Genomic DNA, 19,018 nt, shown 5'->3' with positions numbered 1-19,018 from the left:
GGGAAAAACCAACGCGAAACCCAACCCCTTAGCTTCCTTCCCTACTAGGGAAGGGAGAAAATTTAAAGCTTCTCCTTTACAAGAGAAGAGGTTTTTTAGATGATGTGCAAAGTTATATCCCCGGCTTCTTACCAGAAATCGGGGATATTAGCGATCGCTAATTTTCACAAATCAGATAGGATTGCAATAGAGCCACTAACTACAAACTTTCACCCAATAGAATAGTTTCTAAATTAATCCAGTTTACTGCTGTAGGCACTAAAACCATAAGCCAAAGTTTCTTTTAAACTACCTGATGGCTTGAGGCTTCTGTTGATGGCTTTAGCAAATGGTAGCGGGATTCCTTTAATGGTTTCCGGCAAAATTGCATATTCTTCTGTTGGTTCAACTACGTATTGTGGACACTTAGTTTGTATGCCAGAAGCCGCTAACATTTCATTGATTTCAGCAGATGAATATTGCTTGAGATAAACTGGATTTCTCACAAATGGGTTCAGCCTTCTGATAAAATTATGGATAATATGAGAAGGACAAGACTTGTTGTGAAAGGAATGATTAAAAACAAAAATTCCACCAGGTTTTAGCACACGAGATATATCAGCCAGTAAATTTCTTAATTGGGCATCTGGGATATGCATAAAGACGCAGTTAGAAATTACCAAATCTATAGAATTATCTTCTAAAGGTAATGTTTCAGCAGAAGTGCAAATCAAGTTAAATTCAGCTTCTGGGAAAAAATTGTATTCTTGTTTAACCTTGATTAACCGCCGCAACAAAGGCTCAGAAATATCTATACCATAATATTTTTCGCATCTCAGATTTTTCGCTTTAGAAAGATGCAAAGGTGCGCGGCCATAACCAGAACCAATCTCCAGAATAGAACCAACAGATTTATTCAACGGAAATTTGTTCCAAGTACCTCCAGGTGTACCAGTTAGCAAAGTGTAATCTTGCTTGATGGGCGATGTATCTGCAATTTTTTCGATTTTTTGGGAACCATAATATGTTTTACCAATTGCATCCCATGTTTTTTTATGTTGAGTATTATTCAACTGTTCGTAGTCGCTAGGAAAATAAATGCCATCTCGTAATTCAAAGTCATTTAGACTGAATTTTGAATTTGTTAATTGAGTCATTATGATTATTCCTCATGAATAGTTAAGTCTGTTTTCTGTTATACTCTCAACTCAGCATTAACCGCAAGCGATTTTTACTGAGCTGCTTCACCTTAGCCTTGCTTCAAAGTCTATAGCTGTTTTCAATTCGATGGAATATAGATTGTAGGGACGCACAGATGTGCTACCAAAACGCCTATTGCATCCACAAATCGTTATAATAGCAAGCCGTCATCTGATAAGGGCGGCAACTTCGTATACATTAGTTGATGGACTGCAACAATTGGAGGCTGTGATGGTAGAAGGGTCACAACAAAAACGGGTGGTAGTTGTAGGTGCTGGTTGGGCTGGTTTAGGAGCAACCTACCATTTGGCAAAACAAGGCTATGATGTGACACTTCTAGAAGCAGGCCCCTATCCTGGTGGATTGGTGGCAGGTTGGCAAACAGCCGCCGGAAAATCTGTTGAAGCTGGCATTCATGGCTTTTGGTATCCTTACAAAAATATTTTTTCCCTAATCAATGAGTTAGAAATTAATCCCTTTACTACTTGGACTCGTTCTTCGCAATATTCGCCAGCAGGTTTGGAAGTTGAATCACCAATTTTTCAAGACTTACCGCGACTCCCCTCGCCACTGGGAACTTTTCTCTACACTCAGTTTAAGCGGCTGCCACTAATTGACCGTCTTAGCGCCTTACCTTTACTTTATGCTGTTGTTGATTTTGACAATTCGGATGCAGCTTGGCGGCGCTACGATTTTGTAACTGCCCGTGAATTGTTCAAAGACTTTAACGTTTCTGCACGACTTTACCGCGAGGCTTTTGAACCAATGTTATTAGTGGGCTTGTTTGCCCCTGGCGAACAATGTTCAGCCGCCGCAACTTTAGGGATGCTTTACTTTTTTATTCTGGCTCATCAACCCGATTTTGATGTAGTTTGGTGTCGGGGAACTGTGGGAGAAAAGATATTTCGCCCTTGGGTGGAACGGATTGAAAAAGCTGGTGTGCGAGTGTTGCCCAAGCGCCGAGTTACAGACTTAATTGTTGATAGTAATCATCGAGCCAAGGGTGTGGTTTGCGGTGATGAAGTTTTTGATGCAGATGCCGTGATTTTTGCGGTTGGAATCACGGGGATGAAGAAAATTGTCTCAACTAGTCCTAGTTTACAAAGTCGTGAAGAATTCCGTAATTTGAGCAATTTAGGCGCAATTGATGTTTTAGCAACGCGACTATGGTTTGACCGCAAAATTGATATTCCTCGTCCTTCTAATGCTTGTTTTGGATTCGACGCAAGTACAGGTTGGACGTTTTTTGATTTGAATGCTCTACATGATGAATATCGGGATGAGCCAGGAACGGTGATTGAAGCTGATTTCTATCACGCAAATCAGTTTCTCAATTTGAGTGATGAGGAAATTTTACCAATAGTTCAGGGTTATTTAACAACTTGTGTACCCGCGTTTCGAGAGGCAAAGATAATTGATAGCAGTGTAATTCGGTTACCTCAAGCGGTGACTCACTTTGCACCTGGTAGCTATCGTTATATGTTGCCCGCTAAGACAAGTTTTGAGAATGTGTTTATGAGTGGCGATTGGATTGTGAACCGTCATGGTTCCTGGTCGCAGGAAAAAGCTTATGTTACTGGTTTGGAGGCGGCAAATTTGGTGGTGTCTTATTTGGGAGAAGGTCAGCCATCTGAGATTTTAGCTGTAGAAGAGGATGAAGTGCATATCCAAGTGGCGCGATCGCTCAACCAAACTTTGCGTGACTTGAGCAAATCTATCTTACCTGAATTTTGGCTGCCCTAATCCGTAGGGACGCGAAGAGTGAATTAATATTTGTAATCTAAATTCGGTAAGCTAAAGAAAGCGATCGCGATACCATCCTTATAATGTAAATCAAATCACATAAGCTTATGGAGCCAGACTCTTTACAAACCGAGGTGATTCTGACGCATCCGCGTGAGTCACTCGGTAAAGTGCAACTTGATTGGACACCCCAACCCGGAAACTATCTCGATTTTGAAGGTAAAACCTACGCGGTTTTAGAACGCCGCCATCGATACCAACTTAAAGGTGGGCGCTACCGCTTGCATAATATTGCCATTTACGTGCAGTCTGCTAAACGGCCATCTGAGAAAAGTTTGGTAGCGGGACGTTGGGTAGTTGGCGATGCCACCTGCTCTTACAATGCTCATTCAGAAATCATTCGCTGTGCAGTCAACCCAGATGGCCCTTGCGAATCTTGCCGCTTTTATGAAAAGTTAGAAGTCATTTAATTTTGGATTTTAGATTTTAGATTTTTCCTTGAATCCAAAATCCAAAATCTAAAATTGTCAGCCTCTCAACTACCCGCACCAAAAACTTCTCCCACAGTTAAGCGGGTGCCATTAACAAAATCCCATCCCGACTGGGGACGTTTACCAGCTAGCTGAACCTCTCGTAACAGCAACAAACCTTCCCCAGTTTGGACGATCGCCCCGATTCCTTTGGCAATGCTGACTACAACTCCCGGTTTGTCTGACACAGTTGACAAATCAGGCAGTTTATGTATCAATTCTTCTAATTCTGGTGGGATGCGATCGCCTACAGAACCAAGGGGAGCAGAAGCGGTGATTTTCAACAGGTTGTTACGAAAAGTAGCCGTGCAGTTAGGGTAAAAGCCTCTAATTTGATTGTGTAATTGGATAGCACTTTTTGACCAATCCAAACCATAATCTTGTTTTTGAATCAGAGGCGCATAAGTAGCTGCTGAATTATCTTGGGGTATTGGTTGAATTTCTTTACGTTCCAACTTCAACAGAGTTTCTACCAACAAGTCCCCACCTATCGCAGCGAGTCTTTCGGCTAAATCTTGGGTATTATCCAGTAATCCAATCGGTGTCGTTGCTATTTGTAGCATTGGCCCGGTATCCATGCCTGCATCCATTAACATGGTTGCGATCCCCGTTTCTTTCTCACCGTTATACAAACACCACTGAATCGGCGCTGCACCCCGATATTTAGGTAAAATCGAGCCATGCACATTAATGCAGCCCAATTTTGGCATATTTAGGATTTTTGACGATAAAATCTGTCCGTAGGCGACAACAACAAACACATCTGCATCTAATTGTTTGAGTTTGGTTAAAGTTTCAGTGTCTTTTTTCACCCGTTCGGGTTGCCATACTGGTAAGTTGTGAGCAGTAGCGATCGCTTTTACGGGTGAGGGAGTAAGTTTATTTCCGCGTTCCCGGCGTTTATCTGGTTGGGTGACAACTGCCAACACCTCAAATTTTGAATGATTCAATAACTTTTCCAGCGTGGGTACAGCAAACTGCGGTGTACCAAAGAATACAATTTTCATTAATAATTTAGTTGTTAATCGTTAGTCATTAGTTAATGGTAATTGCGCCCCTCATAACTGACAACATTTAAGTTGCATGTCGAAATAGAATTCACCAAGTCGGCTAAATCCTGGCTTGGTGAATTCTGGACGGCAGTTGCAAAGCAGAGTTAATTTGCTGTAAATAATATCGGCTGTTTGGTGGTACAATATTTTCGTATTGGTGAAACCAAAGGCTGCTTGATTAATTTAATAGTTAAGTTAACAAGTGTAACAGCTAGTATTAACTGCATCTGCCTTTAGTAAGCCAAATCGTTTAGTGGTGTCTCGTCACGAGCCACTAGAGCATCTACCGAGTAAGTTTTGTTGTGTTCCTGTTTCTTTTGCCCAAAATTGGTGTTAAATGCATTTGGGTTTCTATAAAACTATTGCCTCTTCTAGCTATTTTTGTAGTTTAGATTGCAATTTATAATTTTGGGTTGCTGACAGCAGTATTTTCTGAGTATGATGTGTTATGCGTCCGCTTTCCCAGCTTTTCACGTAACACCTCAGGTTTACCATTATGAGGGTTTGCGCTGTTATATCTAGTGTCTAACCTGGCTTTTTTGCTGCGTACTAGCGATCGCTAGTACGATCCCCAATAACTGAGTCATCTCCCTCTTGGTTGGCAACTTCATGAGCCACAAACTATACCTTGAATCTCCATTGACTAATACCTGTTTTTGGTGTGGTTGGGTATAGCAACAGCAACATTATATATTGTGTAGTAATTACTGAGTTCTCAGCGTATTTACTATACTCGCATATTTGTGCAAAAAAACATTCAGTACCTGAGTAATAAAAGGTGTGGACAATGATACTTAATTTTTGTAAAACTCTGCAAACTTTGAAGAAATTATTTCGTCAAAGCTTTTAGTTTCCTGTTATACATATAATTACCGTCTGCCCCATTGCTGCATAGGTATTGCTTCTCACATAGCAACCGCCCCTCTAGAGAGTCTACAAATGCTTAAACCCCTTTTGCTGTCAGGATGGTTCCGCACGCAACCATTTCTCAATTACGTTGTCGTTGTGATACTGATCGCACCTTTGCTAGGGGCATCGGGTCACTCGACCCCAGTCAGATCGGAAGTAGCTAAAGTCACTTCAATTACTGGAGAGTCTGACTCTGTATTAATAAAGGAAATAGCTGTAGTTAGGGAACCTGAGATAGCTGATGAAATATTAAAAACAGATCGAATCGACTCTATAACAGAAGAATTTGATGTGCCAACACAAAATACTGCTGTCCAGGAACCGCAACTATTACCAGGGGATAAAATCGAGCCTTTGCCTCAAGCAGATAGTTCTGTGTCGGAAAGCGATTTAACTGTTCCCGATCCTTTGGCAGCAGTTGAACTCGCACCATTAACAGATATTCCTGTTAGTCAGCTTAATTTAGTACGAAAACTCAAAGCTGCTAATATCAAGTCTTTGAAAGGACAAGAAAATTCTCTCTCCAAAGAAAAGTCTTTTACTGAATCATTGACAGCAACTCAAGTAGCACCAACTCTTAGAGAATCACAACCAACCACAACGACAGAAATACCTGTTACTGAACCACGTGATGAACCCGAAGCAGAACAAATAGATCCCATCGGTAGCCCTCATCCTATTCCTTGGAAATGGATTACAGCTACTCAAGAGGCAATTGGTTCTAACGGTGGTTCGGGAGTGCGTCACTACCGCAGCATACCCGTGGTTTCTCCAGATGGAAAATATGCTGTTTATAGCCGGGTGCAACTAGAAGTAAAACCGCAAATGTATAACAGCCGTGTCACCAGCGTTCTGTTTGTCCAAGATATGCACACCAAGAAGTTGTGGGTGATGGCTTCAACTACTCCTGTTAGCGATCCTTTATTAAAGGTAAAGGCTGTAAAGGCGGCGGCGTCAGAAGAAACTGATACAAACGGTAAAATTGGGGTATTGGTTCCAGTTAGCTGGTCAGAAAAAGGCGATCGCTTCTTAGCACGCAAGTTTGAAGGTATATTTAACACAGGTGATTCTACAGACAGTGCAGTGATTTGGGATCGGCAAAAAAATCACGCTAACACAGTTGCTCCTGCTAATGAGGAAGAACATGAAAAAATTGCCGTATTGTTAGGCTGGAGTAAAATCCAACCGGATCGCGTGCTATTTCGTGCGGGTGAATTGGGCGAGGAAAACTGGCCGTTAATGCAAGTTGCTAATGATGGCAAGACTGTAACGACAACAGACAACGATCGTCCGATTACTTTTGGTAAAAAGGTTACAGAAATTTGGGCAGGCCCACAAGTAGCCTACCGATAGGTTATAAAAATCTTCTATACTCCCGTTGTCGTCACTGCTGACAACGGGAGATTTTTTTAATAGGAGAAATATTAATAGCTTTATAGCCCAAAAAGAAGTTCTGATATCATGTTCGCATAATTAGTCTGATATCATGTTCGCATAATTAGTTATTATTCCCACAGTCATTGCACCCCACACGCCAGTGCGGTCTTGGGGAGACCCCAAGACCGCACTGGCTCCCCTTAATCCCCTCCCGAAGAGCGGGGAGGGGAGACGAAGCGTAGCTTTGGCGGGGTGGGGTTCTTCAGATTTAATAAGGAATCAAGCGGACATGATATGAGTTATCAGATATTCTCAAGAATCAAAATGATTGAAAATGTTATTCCTATGCTGAAAACAGCAAAATTGACACATTCGGGGAAGTGTCAATTTTGCTGCGTTAACTTAATCCAAAAGTTGTTATAATTCGTTACAATTGAGACTAATTTCATTAGATACTAAATGAAAATACTTAAGATAAAAACTATAGAGACTAATCACCCCTTTCCCATTCAGGGATGGCACCTTTGACCCGGCGGATGGGCAAATTAGCAATTAAAGCTGTCGTTCGCTGGTTGCTTTCTAAAGAGAACTCCAAGCCCTCTGTCTCAATTTCGACATAGCGACAGACTACATCTAGGATTTCTTTCCGCATTTTTTCCAACGTTTGAGGATCTAAGTCAGCGCGATCGTGAGCAATCACCAATTGCAGGCGACGTTTTACTTGAGTTCGACTGCTATCAGGACCGCGAGAAAAAAGTCGTTCTAGAAGTTCAATCATTACGAATAGGTCTGGCGCGGAGACTGGAAAAGTAAGTTAAACAATCTTTGTCCACAACAACCTTCGTAAACGAGCGAAGATGCTGTCTTGGGACGAGTCGATCTCCAGAAATTCAACACTTTCCCCTTCCAATCTACGAGCAATGTTCTCAAAGGCTGTGGCAGCTAAAGAGGGATTTTCTGCTAACACTAAGGGTTCGCCGCGATTGGTAGATACAATAACACGCTCGTCGTCAGGGATTACCCCGATCAGGGGAATGGCGAGAAGTTCCTGAACATCTTGCACTGACATCATATCATTTGCCTGCACCATTGCGGGTCTGATGCGGTTAATTATTAAATGAACACGCTTGATACCTTGTGCTTCTAGTAACCCAACTACCCGATCGGCATCACGAACTGATGAAATTTCTGGCGTGCTGACAACTAGCGCTTCTTTTGCCGGGCCGATCGCATTTTTAAACCCATTTTCAATGCCGGCGGGGCTATCGATGATCACGTACTGATACTTTTGCGCTAGTGCATTCACCAATAACTTCATCTGTTCAGGTGTGACTGCATCTTTGGAGCGATTTTGGGCTGCCGGCAAGAGTACGAGATTGGGTTGGCGCTTATCTTTCACCAAGGCTTGTTCTAAGCGGCACTCTCTGGCCAAGACTTCCACCGCAGTATAGACAATGCGGTTTTCCAGCCCTAGCAGCAAATCCAAATTTCTCAGACCAAAATCCGCATCAACCAAGGCAACTTGACGCCCCATTTTGGCTAAAGCCATGCCCAGATTTGCTGAAACTGTGGTTTTACCCACTCCTCCTTTGCCGGAGGTAATCACAATAATGCGAGTCATGATAGAAATGCGGTCAATGAGGGTTCAGGAAATATAAAACAGTAAATTGCAGTATAAAGTATGAAGTATCGTATCAAGTATGAAGAAATATCTGGTCTCCCTGATTCGGGCGAGGTATAAATATTTTTTTATCGCGATGTCTAACGACAAGCCGAAGAAGCGTCTACGCTCGGTTGTATGTAATACACTTCGCCAGAGGAAAGGGGTTAGAGATTAGAGTAGTGTATTCCATCTACATGAAAACCGCTATATTTCATCCTTCGTATCCTTCATTCTTTAAGTAAATTTTCAGGGTTGCTGATTGGTCTTAGTAATTTGGTTTCTGGAAAAATCACTAGCCCTAGCGATGCGAATCCCTTGGGGCGTAATATGTGCCACTTCTGGAGAAAATTGCATCGGCAATTTTTCTGGTGCCCTAGCTACAGCATCGGCGATCCGCAATTGAGTCGGTTCCATTTGCAAGGCCATAATTAGACACTCACGATTGCCCCCGGCCCCAGCATGAGCGATTCCACGTAAACGACCCCAGATGATAATATCTCCATCTGCAATTACAATACCACCTGGATTTAAATCTCCCAAGAGAATTATTGTACCAGGATGACGAATTTCTACTCCAGAGCGTACTGTCATTTCTAGATAGAGGGCATCTGCTAAAGGTATGGCTGTAGCGTTTTCCTCTGTATTCAGGGAAGTTATGGGCTGTAATTGTTCTACAGAATACCCAGATGTTACAGCAGCGATCGCAGTTTGCCGACGACTTGTCGAGACAGATATTAGCCGGAGTTGAACTTCACTCAAAGCCTCAGCAAGTTCTTGTAGTTGTCTGCCATCTACCAAACGGTCTTGTGCCATTAGATGCACAGGTGTGTTAGATATACGGAAGCGATCGCCTGCATTCAGACGTTGCCTTATTTGCTGCCAAATATCAGACCAACTGAGTTCTGAGGCAGATACTTGAGCTTCCGGGGGCAAAATTAATAACAGTCGTCCCTCCTTACTTTTTAACTGGACTTGACTATTGTCATTTACGCGATACCCTGATATAGCTGACTCATTGGGATTTGAATCAGTAAGAATAAAATCTGATGCCGGATCGCTATTTGACTCTACATCTGGGTTAGCAGGATTTGACTTTACATTTTCAAGGACAGTATTTGATTTTAAATAAAGGAGGACAGAATTTAACTCCGCATCCGGGAGGATAGAATCTGACTCTACATCAGAAACAGTAGGATTTACCTCTACCTCAGAAAGCATAGAGTTTGGTTCTGCATTAGGAAGTGCAGAATTTGACTTTAGATTGGGAACAGCAGAATCAGAAGTCATGAAGTACTAGCCAAAAGACAAAGGATACACAGATTTTGGATTTTAAATATGGGATTTTGGATTTGTATTACCTACAAAGGGTGAAAGTGCGTAGCAAGACGTTAGTCTGGCATGAACCAAAAGATTATTTAATCTCAAATCTCAAATCTTAAATTGGCAGAGTCAACCTCTGATAAACTGTCCCCAAGGCATCAGCATCGCCGACATTACCGGGAAACAGCACCACAGGTAAATCAGGAAACTGGGGATGATCGGAAGGCGTTAACACCATTGAACAACCAGCTAAAATTTGACCGAGTAAACGGGCTGAAGTTAAAGCTAGTCCAGTACTCAAGACATCATTAGAGGTAATCCCACCCTTGCTAATTAAAAATCCTATATCAGATGGTAAACCGCGGACAATATCCATCAATAAACCTGAAACTTTTTCCCCAAACTCCAATCGGGTATTGACATCTTTGAAACTCAGTTCCTGACGGCTAGTATAAACTACTGGTGTTTTGCCAGCTTCGTGTGCCGCCCGGATACTTTCTTGGATTTCGGTTAGCAGTGCCGCAGATTGATTTGCCCCATCATCAAGTAATTGCGCTACATCCACTTCGATTCCTACCGTTCCTTCTACTTGCAATAGCGCCTCTAATTGTTGGGTAGTCTTTTTCACATGGGAACCAACAATCACCGCACCTGGCTTGCCTTGGCGCACGTACTGCACCATGTTTTCGGCGGCAATGGGTTGGGGTGGTAAAGCGGCTAAAGCCGTTAAAATACTTGCTGCACTGCGAAATAGAAAGCGTTTACCTTGACTTGCTGCTGCCAATATGTCTACTGCAAAACGGTTGAGATCGTCTTGAGTTTCACCATCGACGACAGCGCACTGATTACCACTCAGTTTTAGTAAGCGTTCCAAACTACCAGCGCGAATATCAGCGAGGAGAAACCTTTCTACAGCTTCGCCACTAATTCCTGCTTGAGTCTTTTCTTCGACATACTTGGGTAAGTAACTGTGATGGTAGCTGAAGACTGAATCACGGGCAAATTCAGTTTCATGGACTGGGGTAGGTACACCAGCAATAATCAAATAATGCACGCTGTCACGCGTAATGCGTCCACCCTCAAAAAAAGCTGGTACGAGAAAATGAGCATCAAAGGGGCCAAGTTCTTGTGCGATCGCATCAGTTTCAATGGGATAATGTCCGCGCAAAGTAGAATCAGAACGGCTGACAATCAGAAAATCGTCAATTCCTTCGGCATTCAAAGCGATTTTTAGGTTCTGGCAAACTTCTTTGGTAACAGATGCAGCTGACTCTGGCGTTAGCGATCTAGTATTAGTCAGCACAAAGAAAATCGGCGAATCATCCTGTAACCCGCTGCGTAGAGTGTCTACATCCCAGTGCATTAGCAGCAAGCAGCTGTGGACTGTTTGAGAACCTGTAGGGTCATCATCCAGGACAATTATTTTGGGTTTGTTGCTCATTTAAGTCAACGGGGCGATTGTTTTCTCGGAACATCAACAGAGGTAATCTCTACTCAGCCTTTCTGCAATTTTCTGATTTCTGCTTGCACATCGATCGCAATTTGCAATGATTGATTTAGCAGTTGAGCATATTCGCCTGCTTGACTACTAACTTGTAAAGCTTGCAGACTGGCTAAATTATTGACAAATAACTCTTGGTTATTAGCAAGCAATTTTTTATTATCTCGCAAAATTCGTTCCGTTTTCAGAGCGCGGACTAAATCTTCTCTAATCAGTTGCAGGGCCGAGGTTACTCGATCTCGGTCATGCAAACTGCTTTCTATGTTTCCTGATGCTGCCAATTGGTCATTAATATCTATGGCAGCAACCAGATCGTGATATTTATCAACTTCGTCTAAAAGTATTGTCAGTCCTTCGGGACAGGTCAATTGTCGCCACAGCGATCGCCCCACTAATATCGGGATTGGCACTAGAATCAGTAAGAGAATTCCGAATTTAATTGAAGAACCAATTGTTGGCAAAATAATAAAGGCGTAAATAAAGCCAACAATTATGGGGGTTAACGCCAGCGTCACCAGCATTTCATTAATCAAAAACCCTAATCGCTTCTTGCTATCTCGCAAAACAGAGGGTCGAAAAACGTCTTCTGGATCGAACCCAGTCAAACGTCTTAGTTCCCCCTTACTAATTTCCAAGCCTATTAAGTCCGGCTGCACGGCTGGATAACTCCTATGGAAGCCCAAGTTGCGTATTTATTTTAATCGGGTTTGGTAGAGAAGCAATGGATGGTTACGTATAGTTATGATAAAAAGTATTTGCACTTATTTTATGTTCTATTTTGGATACAATGCAGTACTTATGTAGGCGATCGCCTTTAAGCGCACCTCAAGTTGAGCATTACGACCACAGAACAACGATTAATTACTTTTGATAAAGAGCTTTAGATCGTAGCCTTGAGCTGCTAACGCTACATACTCAGTATCCATCATGCCGAGGTTATGGATTTCAGTTAGGGTGCAATACCGAAAATATTCCTTAAGTCTAAACTAAAGCTTACTGAAAGAATGAGGTTTTCATTTACCAAGTCATTGAGAATATACGAGATCCCATTCATCAACCTCCAAATTCTCAACTTGATAAATTGATTATTACTGAGGGTAAAAAATGGCTAAAACTAAACTGAGTTGGGCCAAGAGTTTCAAGAAGCTAAAGCTAAATTGATTCCAGATATAGAAGCTGCCTTAGCAATGTAATAATCCAAGCTTATCCAATATTTTGCATAGACAATTAACCATGATGTGCATGTAATTAGTGCATTGAAATTACAAAAGTATTCCTTCATCGGAGAGTAGAATAATGACTGCTACAAATGGGAAAGGCAAAATTCGTTACGCCGTTGTTGGTTTAGGTTGGTTTGCCCAAGAAGCTGCCTTACCTTCTTTTGCCAACGCCGACAACTCAGAATTAGTGGCATTGGTTTCAGATGACCCCACTAAAAACGAAGAACTGAGCAAAAAGTATGGTATACAGCATACATATTCTTACGAAGAGTATGAGGACTGTTTGGCAAGTGGCGAGATTGATGCAGTTTATATTGCGTTGCCCAATCACTTGCATTGCGACTACACTGTGCGGGCTGCTAATCAGGCAATTCATGTGTTATGTGAAAAGCCAATGGCAGTAACTGAACAAGAGTGTGAGGCAATGATTAAAGCTGCCAGTGATAATAATGTGAAGCTGATGATTGCCTATCGCTTACATTTAGAAGAAGCCAATTTACAGGCAGTCGAAATTGTGCGTTCAAAGCAAATTGGTGAACCACGAATTTTCAACTCGGTTTTTACTCAGCAAGTAGAAGAAGGCAATATTCGTTTACGAGATGTCACAGGTGGTGGCACGCTCTATGATATTGGCATCTACTGCCTTAATGCTGCACGTTATCTATTTCAAGATGAACCAATTGAAGTATTTGCTGTAGCTGCCAATAACGGAGAACAACGCTTTAGCGAAGTGGAAGAAATGACTAGCTTAATCTTGCGTTTCCCCAATGAGCGATTGGCAACATTTACCTGTAGCTTTGGAGGGGCAAGTGTTTCAACCTATCAGATTGTAGGGACTCAAGGCGATTTGCGAGTACAACCTGCCTATCCTTGGCAGGGAGAAATTAAGCATTACCTGACAATTAATGGTGAAACTCAAGAGCGTACCTTTGAGGGTCACGATCAACTAGCCGCTGAATTTACCTACTTCTCTGATTGTATTCTCGAAGATAAAGACCCAGAGCCATCTGGGACGGAAGGGTTGATTGATGTTTCGATTATTCAAGCGCTTTACCAGTCAATTGAAACGGGTAAACCTGTACAGATCCAAACTAGCACTCGCCATCAACGCCCCACATCGGATCAAACTATTGAGCGTCCTCCTAGTGACGAGAAGCCAGACTTGATTCATGCTGCTGCACCTTCTGGGCAATAGTTACTAATACCAATTCTTTGGGAAGTTGCACAAAATCAACGAAAATCGGCGGGAATCCCATTCCTTCAAGGGATACTCACCCGCCGATTTAGTTATTAGTTATTAGTACTAATGACTAATAACTTGGATTTCCCCACGGCTTTTAAGGATAAAGACCTCTGTCTGTCAGCGCCTGAGCCACTCTACCTACCCCCAGTGTGTAAGCTGCTAACCTTAAAGAAATTTGCCGTACCTCCGACTGGTGAATCACCTTGCGGTAGGCTTGCACCATCAAATGCTCCATTTCGCTGTTGACGCGCTCCTCATCCCAAAATACGTAAGAAAGACCCTGCACCCACTCTAAATAACTGACTACTACACCGCCAGCATTCGCCAAAATATCTGGTAGCACTGTCACACCCCGCGCCTCTAATGCCAAGTTAGCCTCAAGAGTAACCGGGCCGTTAGCTGCTTCTGCGACAATTTGCGCCTGCACCTGATTCACATTTTCTTTAGTGATTTGGTTCTCCAAAGCTGCTGGTATTAAGACATCGCAGGGTAAAATTAATAAATCTGCATTGCTAATTGGTACAGATTGCGGGAAACCCACAATACTCTTGCGATTTTCAGCCGCGTAGACTTTTAACTTGGGGATATCAAGACCAACTTCGGAAAATATTCCCCCAGCACCAGTTGAAACAGCGATAATTTTTGCGCCTGCTTCATATAGTAATTCTGCTGCGGCACAACCAACGTTACCGAAACCCTGAATGGCTACTCGCACTCCTGCCAAGGATTTACCTCGATCTGCTAGCGCCTCACGGACAATAATCATCGTGCCACGTCCGGTTGCCATTTCTCGTCCCAGAGAACCACCAATAGAAAGGGGTTTTCCAGTTACAACTCCTGGTACAGCATGACCAACATTTACAGAGTAAGTGTCCATCATCCAAGCCATTTCACGGGCAGAAGTACCCATATCTGGCGCAGGAATATCTACGGAAGGCCCAATATCTTTAATCAACTCGCTGATATAACGACGGCTGATTCGCTCTAATTCGCCAACACTGTAGTGTTTGGGATCTATAGCAATGCCACCCTTCCCACCACCGTAAGGAATACCTAACAAGGCACATTTCCAGGTCATTAGCATTGCCAGAGCGGATACTTCGCGCAATGTTACAGCCGGATGGTAACGAATTCCGCCCTTATAGGGGCCTAAAACATCGGAGTGCTGTACGCGATGTCCAGCTAGAACTTGTATTTCCCCATCATCTAGTTTCACCGGAATGGAAACCGTGACAACCTTACGCGGGTGGCTGAGAATTTCCAGTAAACCCTGATTTAAATTTAATTCTTTAGCTGCCGCTTCTAAGTAGCTACAGGCTTGGTCAAATGGGCATATATGCGCTGGTGAAGCAGGTTCTGACAGCAACGAGGATTTTGAAATCATAAAATTTTCTCCTAATCACGGTATCTTTGCGAACCGGATATCATATGTAACTAGCTTATCCTTTATTTTTAGGAAAATCGGAATTTTGTAGTTTTTGTTACAGTTTTATGTTTTATATTCTGATAGAGCTACCAAAACATGATGCTTATATATGATGTCGATCGCATAAATGAACCTACAAGTTTTTACCTTGCTAACGCGATCGCGGCATTCTGTCCCCCAAAGCCAAAACTTAAACATAATACCTGCCGAATTTTACTTAGACGTGCGGCTGTAACTATATCTAAATCAAACTCTGGCTGCTGCAATCCTAAACAAGGTGGTAAAATTTGATGCTTTAGCGCCATGAGAGAAAAAGCTACACCTAAAGCTCCAGATGCCCCTAATGTATGACCTGTGCTTCCTTTGGTGGAACTAACTGCCACTCCTTGGGGAAACAAATGCTGGATTACCATGCTCTCCATCCGGTCATTTAGCTGGGTAGCTGTGCCATGAGCATGAATGTAATCGATATCGCCTGGTGACAGACCACTACGTTCTAAACATTGTTTGATGGCAGCGATCGCACTTTTCCCTTTAGGTTCTGGTGAATTACTATGATATGCGTCGTTGGTTAAGCCAAAACCGAGAATTTCACCATACACTTTTACTTGACGCTGCTTTGCCAACTCTGCTGATTCCAAGACAAACACAGCTGCGCCTTCACCCAACACTAAGCCTTCCCGGTGCAAATCAAAGGGATAAGCCCCAGTTTTTGCTAAAGCACCCATCTGCTGAAACCCAGCCAAAGTTAAGGGTGTAATCGGCGCTTCCACTGCACCAGCGATCGCCTGTTGACATTGCCCAGTTTGTATAAGCATAGCTGCTTGGGCAATAGACCAAATTCCAGTAGCACAAGCTGTCATTGGTGCCAAAACTATCCCAGATGCATCGATTTGTCTTGCAGCTGCGATCGCATTCATGTGAGGTAATGTATTTAGCCAATTTCCAAAACAGGACAGGGGCAAATTCGTCCCGTCTTCATAAATTTGCCGCGCCAGAATTTCCCAAGACGCTTGAAAAGAGCGACTCGATCCAATGACTACAGCACAATCAGGTAAAGGTGAAACTAACCCAGAATCTTGCAAAGCAGAAGCAACAACCATCCGAGTTAACATTGTCAACTCAGATGGTTGTTCACCAATCAAACCTAGAGGAAGTGGTGTAAGTTCTGGAAATGGTTGATGTAAACCAATTCCAGATTTACCTGCGATTAAGTTTTGCCAGCTATCCTCTAAGCTTCCACCCAAAGCGGAAACTAGACCAATACCAGTAACAACAATTTTGACCAATTTCGGAGTTAGGAGTTAAAAGTGACGAGTTAACAGTTTAGAAGTTCTTTTACTACCTCCCCTGCTCCCTTGCTCCCCTGCTCCCCTGCCCTCTTCCTCCTACTTCCCTGGTATTTTCAGATTTTCAGCACCTTGGGTGACTTTAGCAGATTCGATGCGATCGCCCTGCTGAATTTTGTTCACTACATCAAAGCCTTGAGTGACATTGCCAAACACGGCGTAGTTCCCATCCAAAAATGCTAAATCCGCTAAAGCAAAGTAAAACTGAGCAGAAGCTGAATCTGGTGATTGCGATCGCGCCATCGCTACTGCACCCTGTTTATGGGGCAATACGACGGGTTGAGCAGTCGCATCAAATGGTTTATTGTAAATCGGAATATCTGAACCTTTTGGCTTAATTTCTAAAGGTATATAACGAGCGTTTCCCGTTTTTGGGTCAATATAACTACCTGTTCCCAGGCTATCTGCTGGAACTTTCGGGTCTTTGCTTTGGGGATCGCCCCCTTGAACTACAAAGGGTTGGGGTTCGCGTACAACTCGATGGAAAGCTAAACCGTTGTACACACCCTTTTGCACTAAATCTACGAAGTTGCCGGCTGTAATGGGGGCATCAGTGCCGTCTACTTCGATAGTAATCGGTGAGCCTTTAACCGTGACCACCACAGTAGCTTTGCCTTCGAGGCGTGGCAAATTTGTCAGTCCAGGAATACTCTCACTACTAGTTTGAGATACAGATGTTGCTTCAGTAGTTGCCTTGGTGCTTGCCTCGCTTGTGGTCGAGGTAGCTGCCGAGGTTGGAGAAGAGGTATTAGAAGCAAGTTGCTGCGTTGAACATCCTCCCAACATCAAGGCACTAACGATCGCAAGAGAAAGCAAAAATTGTGAAATTTTTAACCGCATTGCCAGTTACCGATTTAACCAGAGTATCTTAATCGTTTTCAGGGAAATTGGGCAGAAGAGGCAGAGGAATTTTCCCCCTGCTCCCTGTTTCCTTAAAGTCCTTCTAATGACACTCCCAAAAAGCGGGCTAACTTTGCCCCTTCTGTTTCCAACTCTGTTAAAGATAACGGTTGTCCAACTCGTGTTAAGGGTATATCTCGCCGACCCTTAATGCGTAGATAGAGGGCGCGAAGGGGATTAAGACCTTCTTTGACGGCTATTCGCACAGATTGTACGTCTTCTATGCGGCTGTCAATCTCAATTCGGCGGTTTTTACCAGGAAATCCCCAACGGAATATTTTGATTGTGCCAGTTTCCTGATTAAATTCGTTGTAACCGCCTCCCACGTCCCATAAAATTACTAGCCACAGGTATGTGGCTAATAACAAGCCAGCAGTGCCATATAAACCCATCACCAATCCTTGGGGGATGAATACCAGTTGAGTTGGATCGGAAACTATGAGTAAATTAACTTTTAAATAACTGGATATCCCAGCTAATAAAAAGCCGCTTGCTCCCAAGGTAACGACAGTTGCCCACCAGAAGTTACTGAACCGACGAGAACCGAGAACATTTTGATGCAGGAGGCGATCGCCTTTGTTAATCGTTGTTGATGCCGTCATTGAACTATCTTGGCCCGTGACATACTCGCTGTGACATACTCGACACTGAATGCTCTTGCATAGAGTGGTGGCTCTTTGTGCCAATCCGGCTATTGCTTAGGAGGCACTGAGAGCTATGTTTTAAGTCCACGGGATACTTTACCGCAGACGATGAATTTTTTACCCTGTAACCTACAAATTTTACTATCCCGGACGATCGTGGCTTACTTGCACTATGGGACAAACCACTTAGGCTAATTTGTATTAGTCAGGATGTGCCAACTTCATTTCCCCTTGTCTAACGTTTCACATAGGTTTGTCCAGAGGTGTATCAACGACCGTGGCGGCGAAGTAACCATCCATATTTTACCAAACATTGTTGACAAAAACTCAACTGCGTTCCTTCCACTCCCCACTCCTCATATAATTTAATTTGTTAAGGTACGTTATATAATTTTTTCACTCAACGCCTAATAAAAATTCTTTCTGCCCTGCCCTGCTCCCCTCTCCCTGCCTCTTTTTGAACTCTTGGGAATGAGTGGTCTACCTACGTCCATCTGCATTAATTTTTTTCATATTTCTGAGAAAAGTTGTGTCAAATTGTAAAATTTCTGATATTCATATTATTTATAAGGTTCGTGTTTCATAACTGATTTGCTTGTTGTGTACCAGGCAAAAACCCTGAGTAGTGTGATAAGTTAAGAATCATTAAGTTACCACAAGCTAGATTACTAGCCGATGGTACGTGTAATGGCATAAAGAAAGAGAAATGCTGATTTTACTAATCGGCAAGCTCTCAGAATCTCAGTTGCTTTCAGGCTGTTGAGATTGTCAAAAAAAACGTTAATTCTTCACGGCAGTCGGTTACATCGGCTCTCCGTACAGCCTTAGAAACGTTGCAATTTTAGTAAAAAAGAGGATTTTAGTCCGATGACCATCGCAGTTGGACGCGCCCCCGGTAGAGGGTGGTTTGACGTTCTAGACGACTGGCTCAAGCGCGATCGCTTCGTATTCGTAGGTTGGTC

The 19,018-nt window shown here is 42.9% G+C and carries 15 protein-coding genes; 4 read left to right on the top strand and 11 right to left on the bottom strand.

What is annotated here, in order from left to right; all coding sequences use genetic code 11:
- Nucleotides 1-233 precede the first annotated feature (233 nt).
- Nucleotides 234-1,136, bottom strand: coding sequence for a class I SAM-dependent methyltransferase (locus tag V7L01_RS18635; protein ID WP_335037193.1), 903 nt, complete (start codon nucleotides 1,134-1,136; stop codon nucleotides 234-236).
- 274 nt (nucleotides 1,137-1,410) lie between these two features.
- Between V7L01_RS18635 and V7L01_RS18630 the strand changes: the two genes are divergently transcribed.
- Together V7L01_RS18630 and V7L01_RS18625 are read left to right on the top strand one after the other, a co-directional pair.
- Nucleotides 1,411-2,922 (top strand): hydroxysqualene dehydroxylase, encoded by a 1,512-nt coding sequence (locus tag V7L01_RS18630; RefSeq protein WP_335037191.1) that lies wholly within the window; start codon nucleotides 1,411-1,413, stop codon nucleotides 2,920-2,922.
- 107 nt (nucleotides 2,923-3,029) lie between these two features.
- Complete coding sequence (locus V7L01_RS18625) at nucleotides 3,030-3,392, top strand: DUF6464 family protein (RefSeq protein ID WP_335037189.1); 363 nt, start codon at nucleotides 3,030-3,032, stop codon at nucleotides 3,390-3,392.
- Between the two features lie 65 nt (nucleotides 3,393-3,457).
- On the opposite strand, the gene fmt is transcribed toward V7L01_RS18625, so the two are convergent.
- The gene (fmt, locus tag V7L01_RS18620) at nucleotides 3,458-4,459 is read right to left on the bottom strand and encodes a methionyl-tRNA formyltransferase (RefSeq protein WP_335037187.1); all 1,002 of its coding nucleotides are present in this window, start codon (nucleotides 4,457-4,459) and stop codon (nucleotides 3,458-3,460) included.
- Between the two features lie 984 nt (nucleotides 4,460-5,443).
- Here fmt and V7L01_RS18615 point away from each other — a divergent pair.
- Complete coding sequence (locus V7L01_RS18615; RefSeq protein WP_335037185.1) at nucleotides 5,444-6,766, top strand: hypothetical protein; 1,323 nt, start codon at nucleotides 5,444-5,446, stop codon at nucleotides 6,764-6,766.
- 514 nt (nucleotides 6,767-7,280) lie between these two features.
- On the opposite strand, the gene minE is transcribed toward V7L01_RS18615, so the two are convergent.
- The 5 genes from minE to V7L01_RS18590 form a co-directional block, all read right to left on the bottom strand.
- Nucleotides 7,281-7,568, bottom strand: coding sequence for a cell division topological specificity factor MinE (gene minE, locus V7L01_RS18610; protein WP_335037183.1), 288 nt, complete (start codon nucleotides 7,566-7,568; stop codon nucleotides 7,281-7,283).
- 36 nt (nucleotides 7,569-7,604) lie between these two features.
- The gene (gene minD, locus V7L01_RS18605; protein WP_012410009.1) at nucleotides 7,605-8,411 is read right to left on the bottom strand and encodes a septum site-determining protein MinD; all 807 of its coding nucleotides are present in this window, start codon (nucleotides 8,409-8,411) and stop codon (nucleotides 7,605-7,607) included.
- A 288-nt stretch (nucleotides 8,412-8,699) separates the two neighbouring features.
- The gene (minC, locus tag V7L01_RS18600) at nucleotides 8,700-9,740 is read right to left on the bottom strand and encodes a septum site-determining protein MinC (protein ID WP_335037181.1); all 1,041 of its coding nucleotides are present in this window, start codon (nucleotides 9,738-9,740) and stop codon (nucleotides 8,700-8,702) included.
- Nucleotides 9,741-9,888: 148 nt separating this feature from the next.
- On the bottom strand, nucleotides 9,889-11,214 hold the full coding sequence (locus V7L01_RS18595; protein ID WP_335037179.1) for a four-carbon acid sugar kinase family protein: 1,326 nt from the start codon (nucleotides 11,212-11,214) through the stop codon (nucleotides 9,889-9,891).
- A gap of 53 nt (nucleotides 11,215-11,267) precedes the next feature.
- Nucleotides 11,268-11,930: a hypothetical protein gene (locus V7L01_RS18590; protein WP_335037177.1), complete on the bottom strand. Its 663-nt coding sequence runs from the start codon at nucleotides 11,928-11,930 to the stop codon at nucleotides 11,268-11,270.
- A gap of 640 nt (nucleotides 11,931-12,570) precedes the next feature.
- Between V7L01_RS18590 and V7L01_RS18585 the strand changes: the two genes are divergently transcribed.
- Nucleotides 12,571-13,689: a Gfo/Idh/MocA family oxidoreductase gene (locus V7L01_RS18585; RefSeq protein WP_335037175.1), complete on the top strand. Its 1,119-nt coding sequence runs from the start codon at nucleotides 12,571-12,573 to the stop codon at nucleotides 13,687-13,689.
- Between the two features lie 142 nt (nucleotides 13,690-13,831).
- Here the strand turns inward: V7L01_RS18585 and V7L01_RS18580 are convergent, their stop codons facing one another.
- From V7L01_RS18580 to V7L01_RS18565, 4 genes are all read right to left on the bottom strand, one after another.
- Nucleotides 13,832-15,121: a Glu/Leu/Phe/Val family dehydrogenase gene (locus V7L01_RS18580; protein ID WP_335037173.1), complete on the bottom strand. Its 1,290-nt coding sequence runs from the start codon at nucleotides 15,119-15,121 to the stop codon at nucleotides 13,832-13,834.
- A 185-nt stretch (nucleotides 15,122-15,306) separates the two neighbouring features.
- Nucleotides 15,307-16,452: a beta-ketoacyl-ACP synthase gene (locus V7L01_RS18575; RefSeq protein ID WP_335037171.1), complete on the bottom strand. Its 1,146-nt coding sequence runs from the start codon at nucleotides 16,450-16,452 to the stop codon at nucleotides 15,307-15,309.
- Between the two features lie 99 nt (nucleotides 16,453-16,551).
- Complete coding sequence (locus V7L01_RS18570) at nucleotides 16,552-17,352, bottom strand: peptidylprolyl isomerase (RefSeq protein WP_335037169.1); 801 nt, start codon at nucleotides 17,350-17,352, stop codon at nucleotides 16,552-16,554.
- Between the two features lie 92 nt (nucleotides 17,353-17,444).
- Nucleotides 17,445-18,014 carry a photosystem I assembly protein Ycf4 gene (locus V7L01_RS18565; RefSeq protein ID WP_335037166.1) on the bottom strand — a complete coding sequence of 190 codons (570 nt, stop codon included), beginning with the start codon at nucleotides 18,012-18,014 and terminating at the stop codon, nucleotides 17,445-17,447.
- Between the last annotated feature and the right edge of the window lie 1,004 nt (nucleotides 18,015-19,018).

Source organism: Nostoc sp., from assembly GCF_036917095.1.
Taxonomy (GTDB): Bacteria; Cyanobacteriota; Cyanobacteriia; order Cyanobacteriales; family Nostocaceae; genus Nostoc.
Note: the sequence above shows the minus strand (reverse complement) of the source record. Positions and strands in the feature narration are given on the sequence as shown.

Excerpts from the sequence above, each read along its gene's own strand:
- fmt (WP_335037187.1), bottom strand. The coding sequence starts at position 4,459 with ATGAAAATTGTATTCTTTGGTACACCGCAGTTTGCTGTACCCACGCTG.
- V7L01_RS18635 (WP_335037193.1), bottom strand. The coding sequence starts at position 1,136 with ATGACTCAATTAACAAATTCAAAATTCAGTCTAAATGACTTTGAATTA.
- V7L01_RS18615 (WP_335037185.1), top strand. The coding sequence starts at position 5,444 with ATGCTTAAACCCCTTTTGCTGTCAGGATGGTTCCGCACGCAACCATTT.
- minD (WP_012410009.1), bottom strand. The coding sequence starts at position 8,411 with ATGACTCGCATTATTGTGATTACCTCCGGCAAAGGAGGAGTGGGTAAA.
- minC (WP_335037181.1), bottom strand. The coding sequence starts at position 9,740 with ATGACTTCTGATTCTGCTGTTCCCAATCTAAAGTCAAATTCTGCACTT.
- V7L01_RS18585 (WP_335037175.1), top strand. The coding sequence starts at position 12,571 with ATGACTGCTACAAATGGGAAAGGCAAAATTCGTTACGCCGTTGTTGGT.
- V7L01_RS18595 (WP_335037179.1), bottom strand. The coding sequence starts at position 11,214 with ATGAGCAACAAACCCAAAATAATTGTCCTGGATGATGACCCTACAGGT.
- V7L01_RS18565 (WP_335037166.1), bottom strand. The coding sequence starts at position 18,014 with ATGACGGCATCAACAACGATTAACAAAGGCGATCGCCTCCTGCATCAA.
- V7L01_RS18580 (WP_335037173.1), bottom strand. The coding sequence starts at position 15,121 with ATGATTTCAAAATCCTCGTTGCTGTCAGAACCTGCTTCACCAGCGCAT.
- minE (WP_335037183.1), bottom strand. The coding sequence starts at position 7,568 with ATGATTGAACTTCTAGAACGACTTTTTTCTCGCGGTCCTGATAGCAGT.
- V7L01_RS18570 (WP_335037169.1), bottom strand. The coding sequence starts at position 17,352 with ATGCGGTTAAAAATTTCACAATTTTTGCTTTCTCTTGCGATCGTTAGT.
- V7L01_RS18625 (WP_335037189.1), top strand. The coding sequence starts at position 3,030 with ATGGAGCCAGACTCTTTACAAACCGAGGTGATTCTGACGCATCCGCGT.
- V7L01_RS18630 (WP_335037191.1), top strand. The coding sequence starts at position 1,411 with ATGGTAGAAGGGTCACAACAAAAACGGGTGGTAGTTGTAGGTGCTGGT.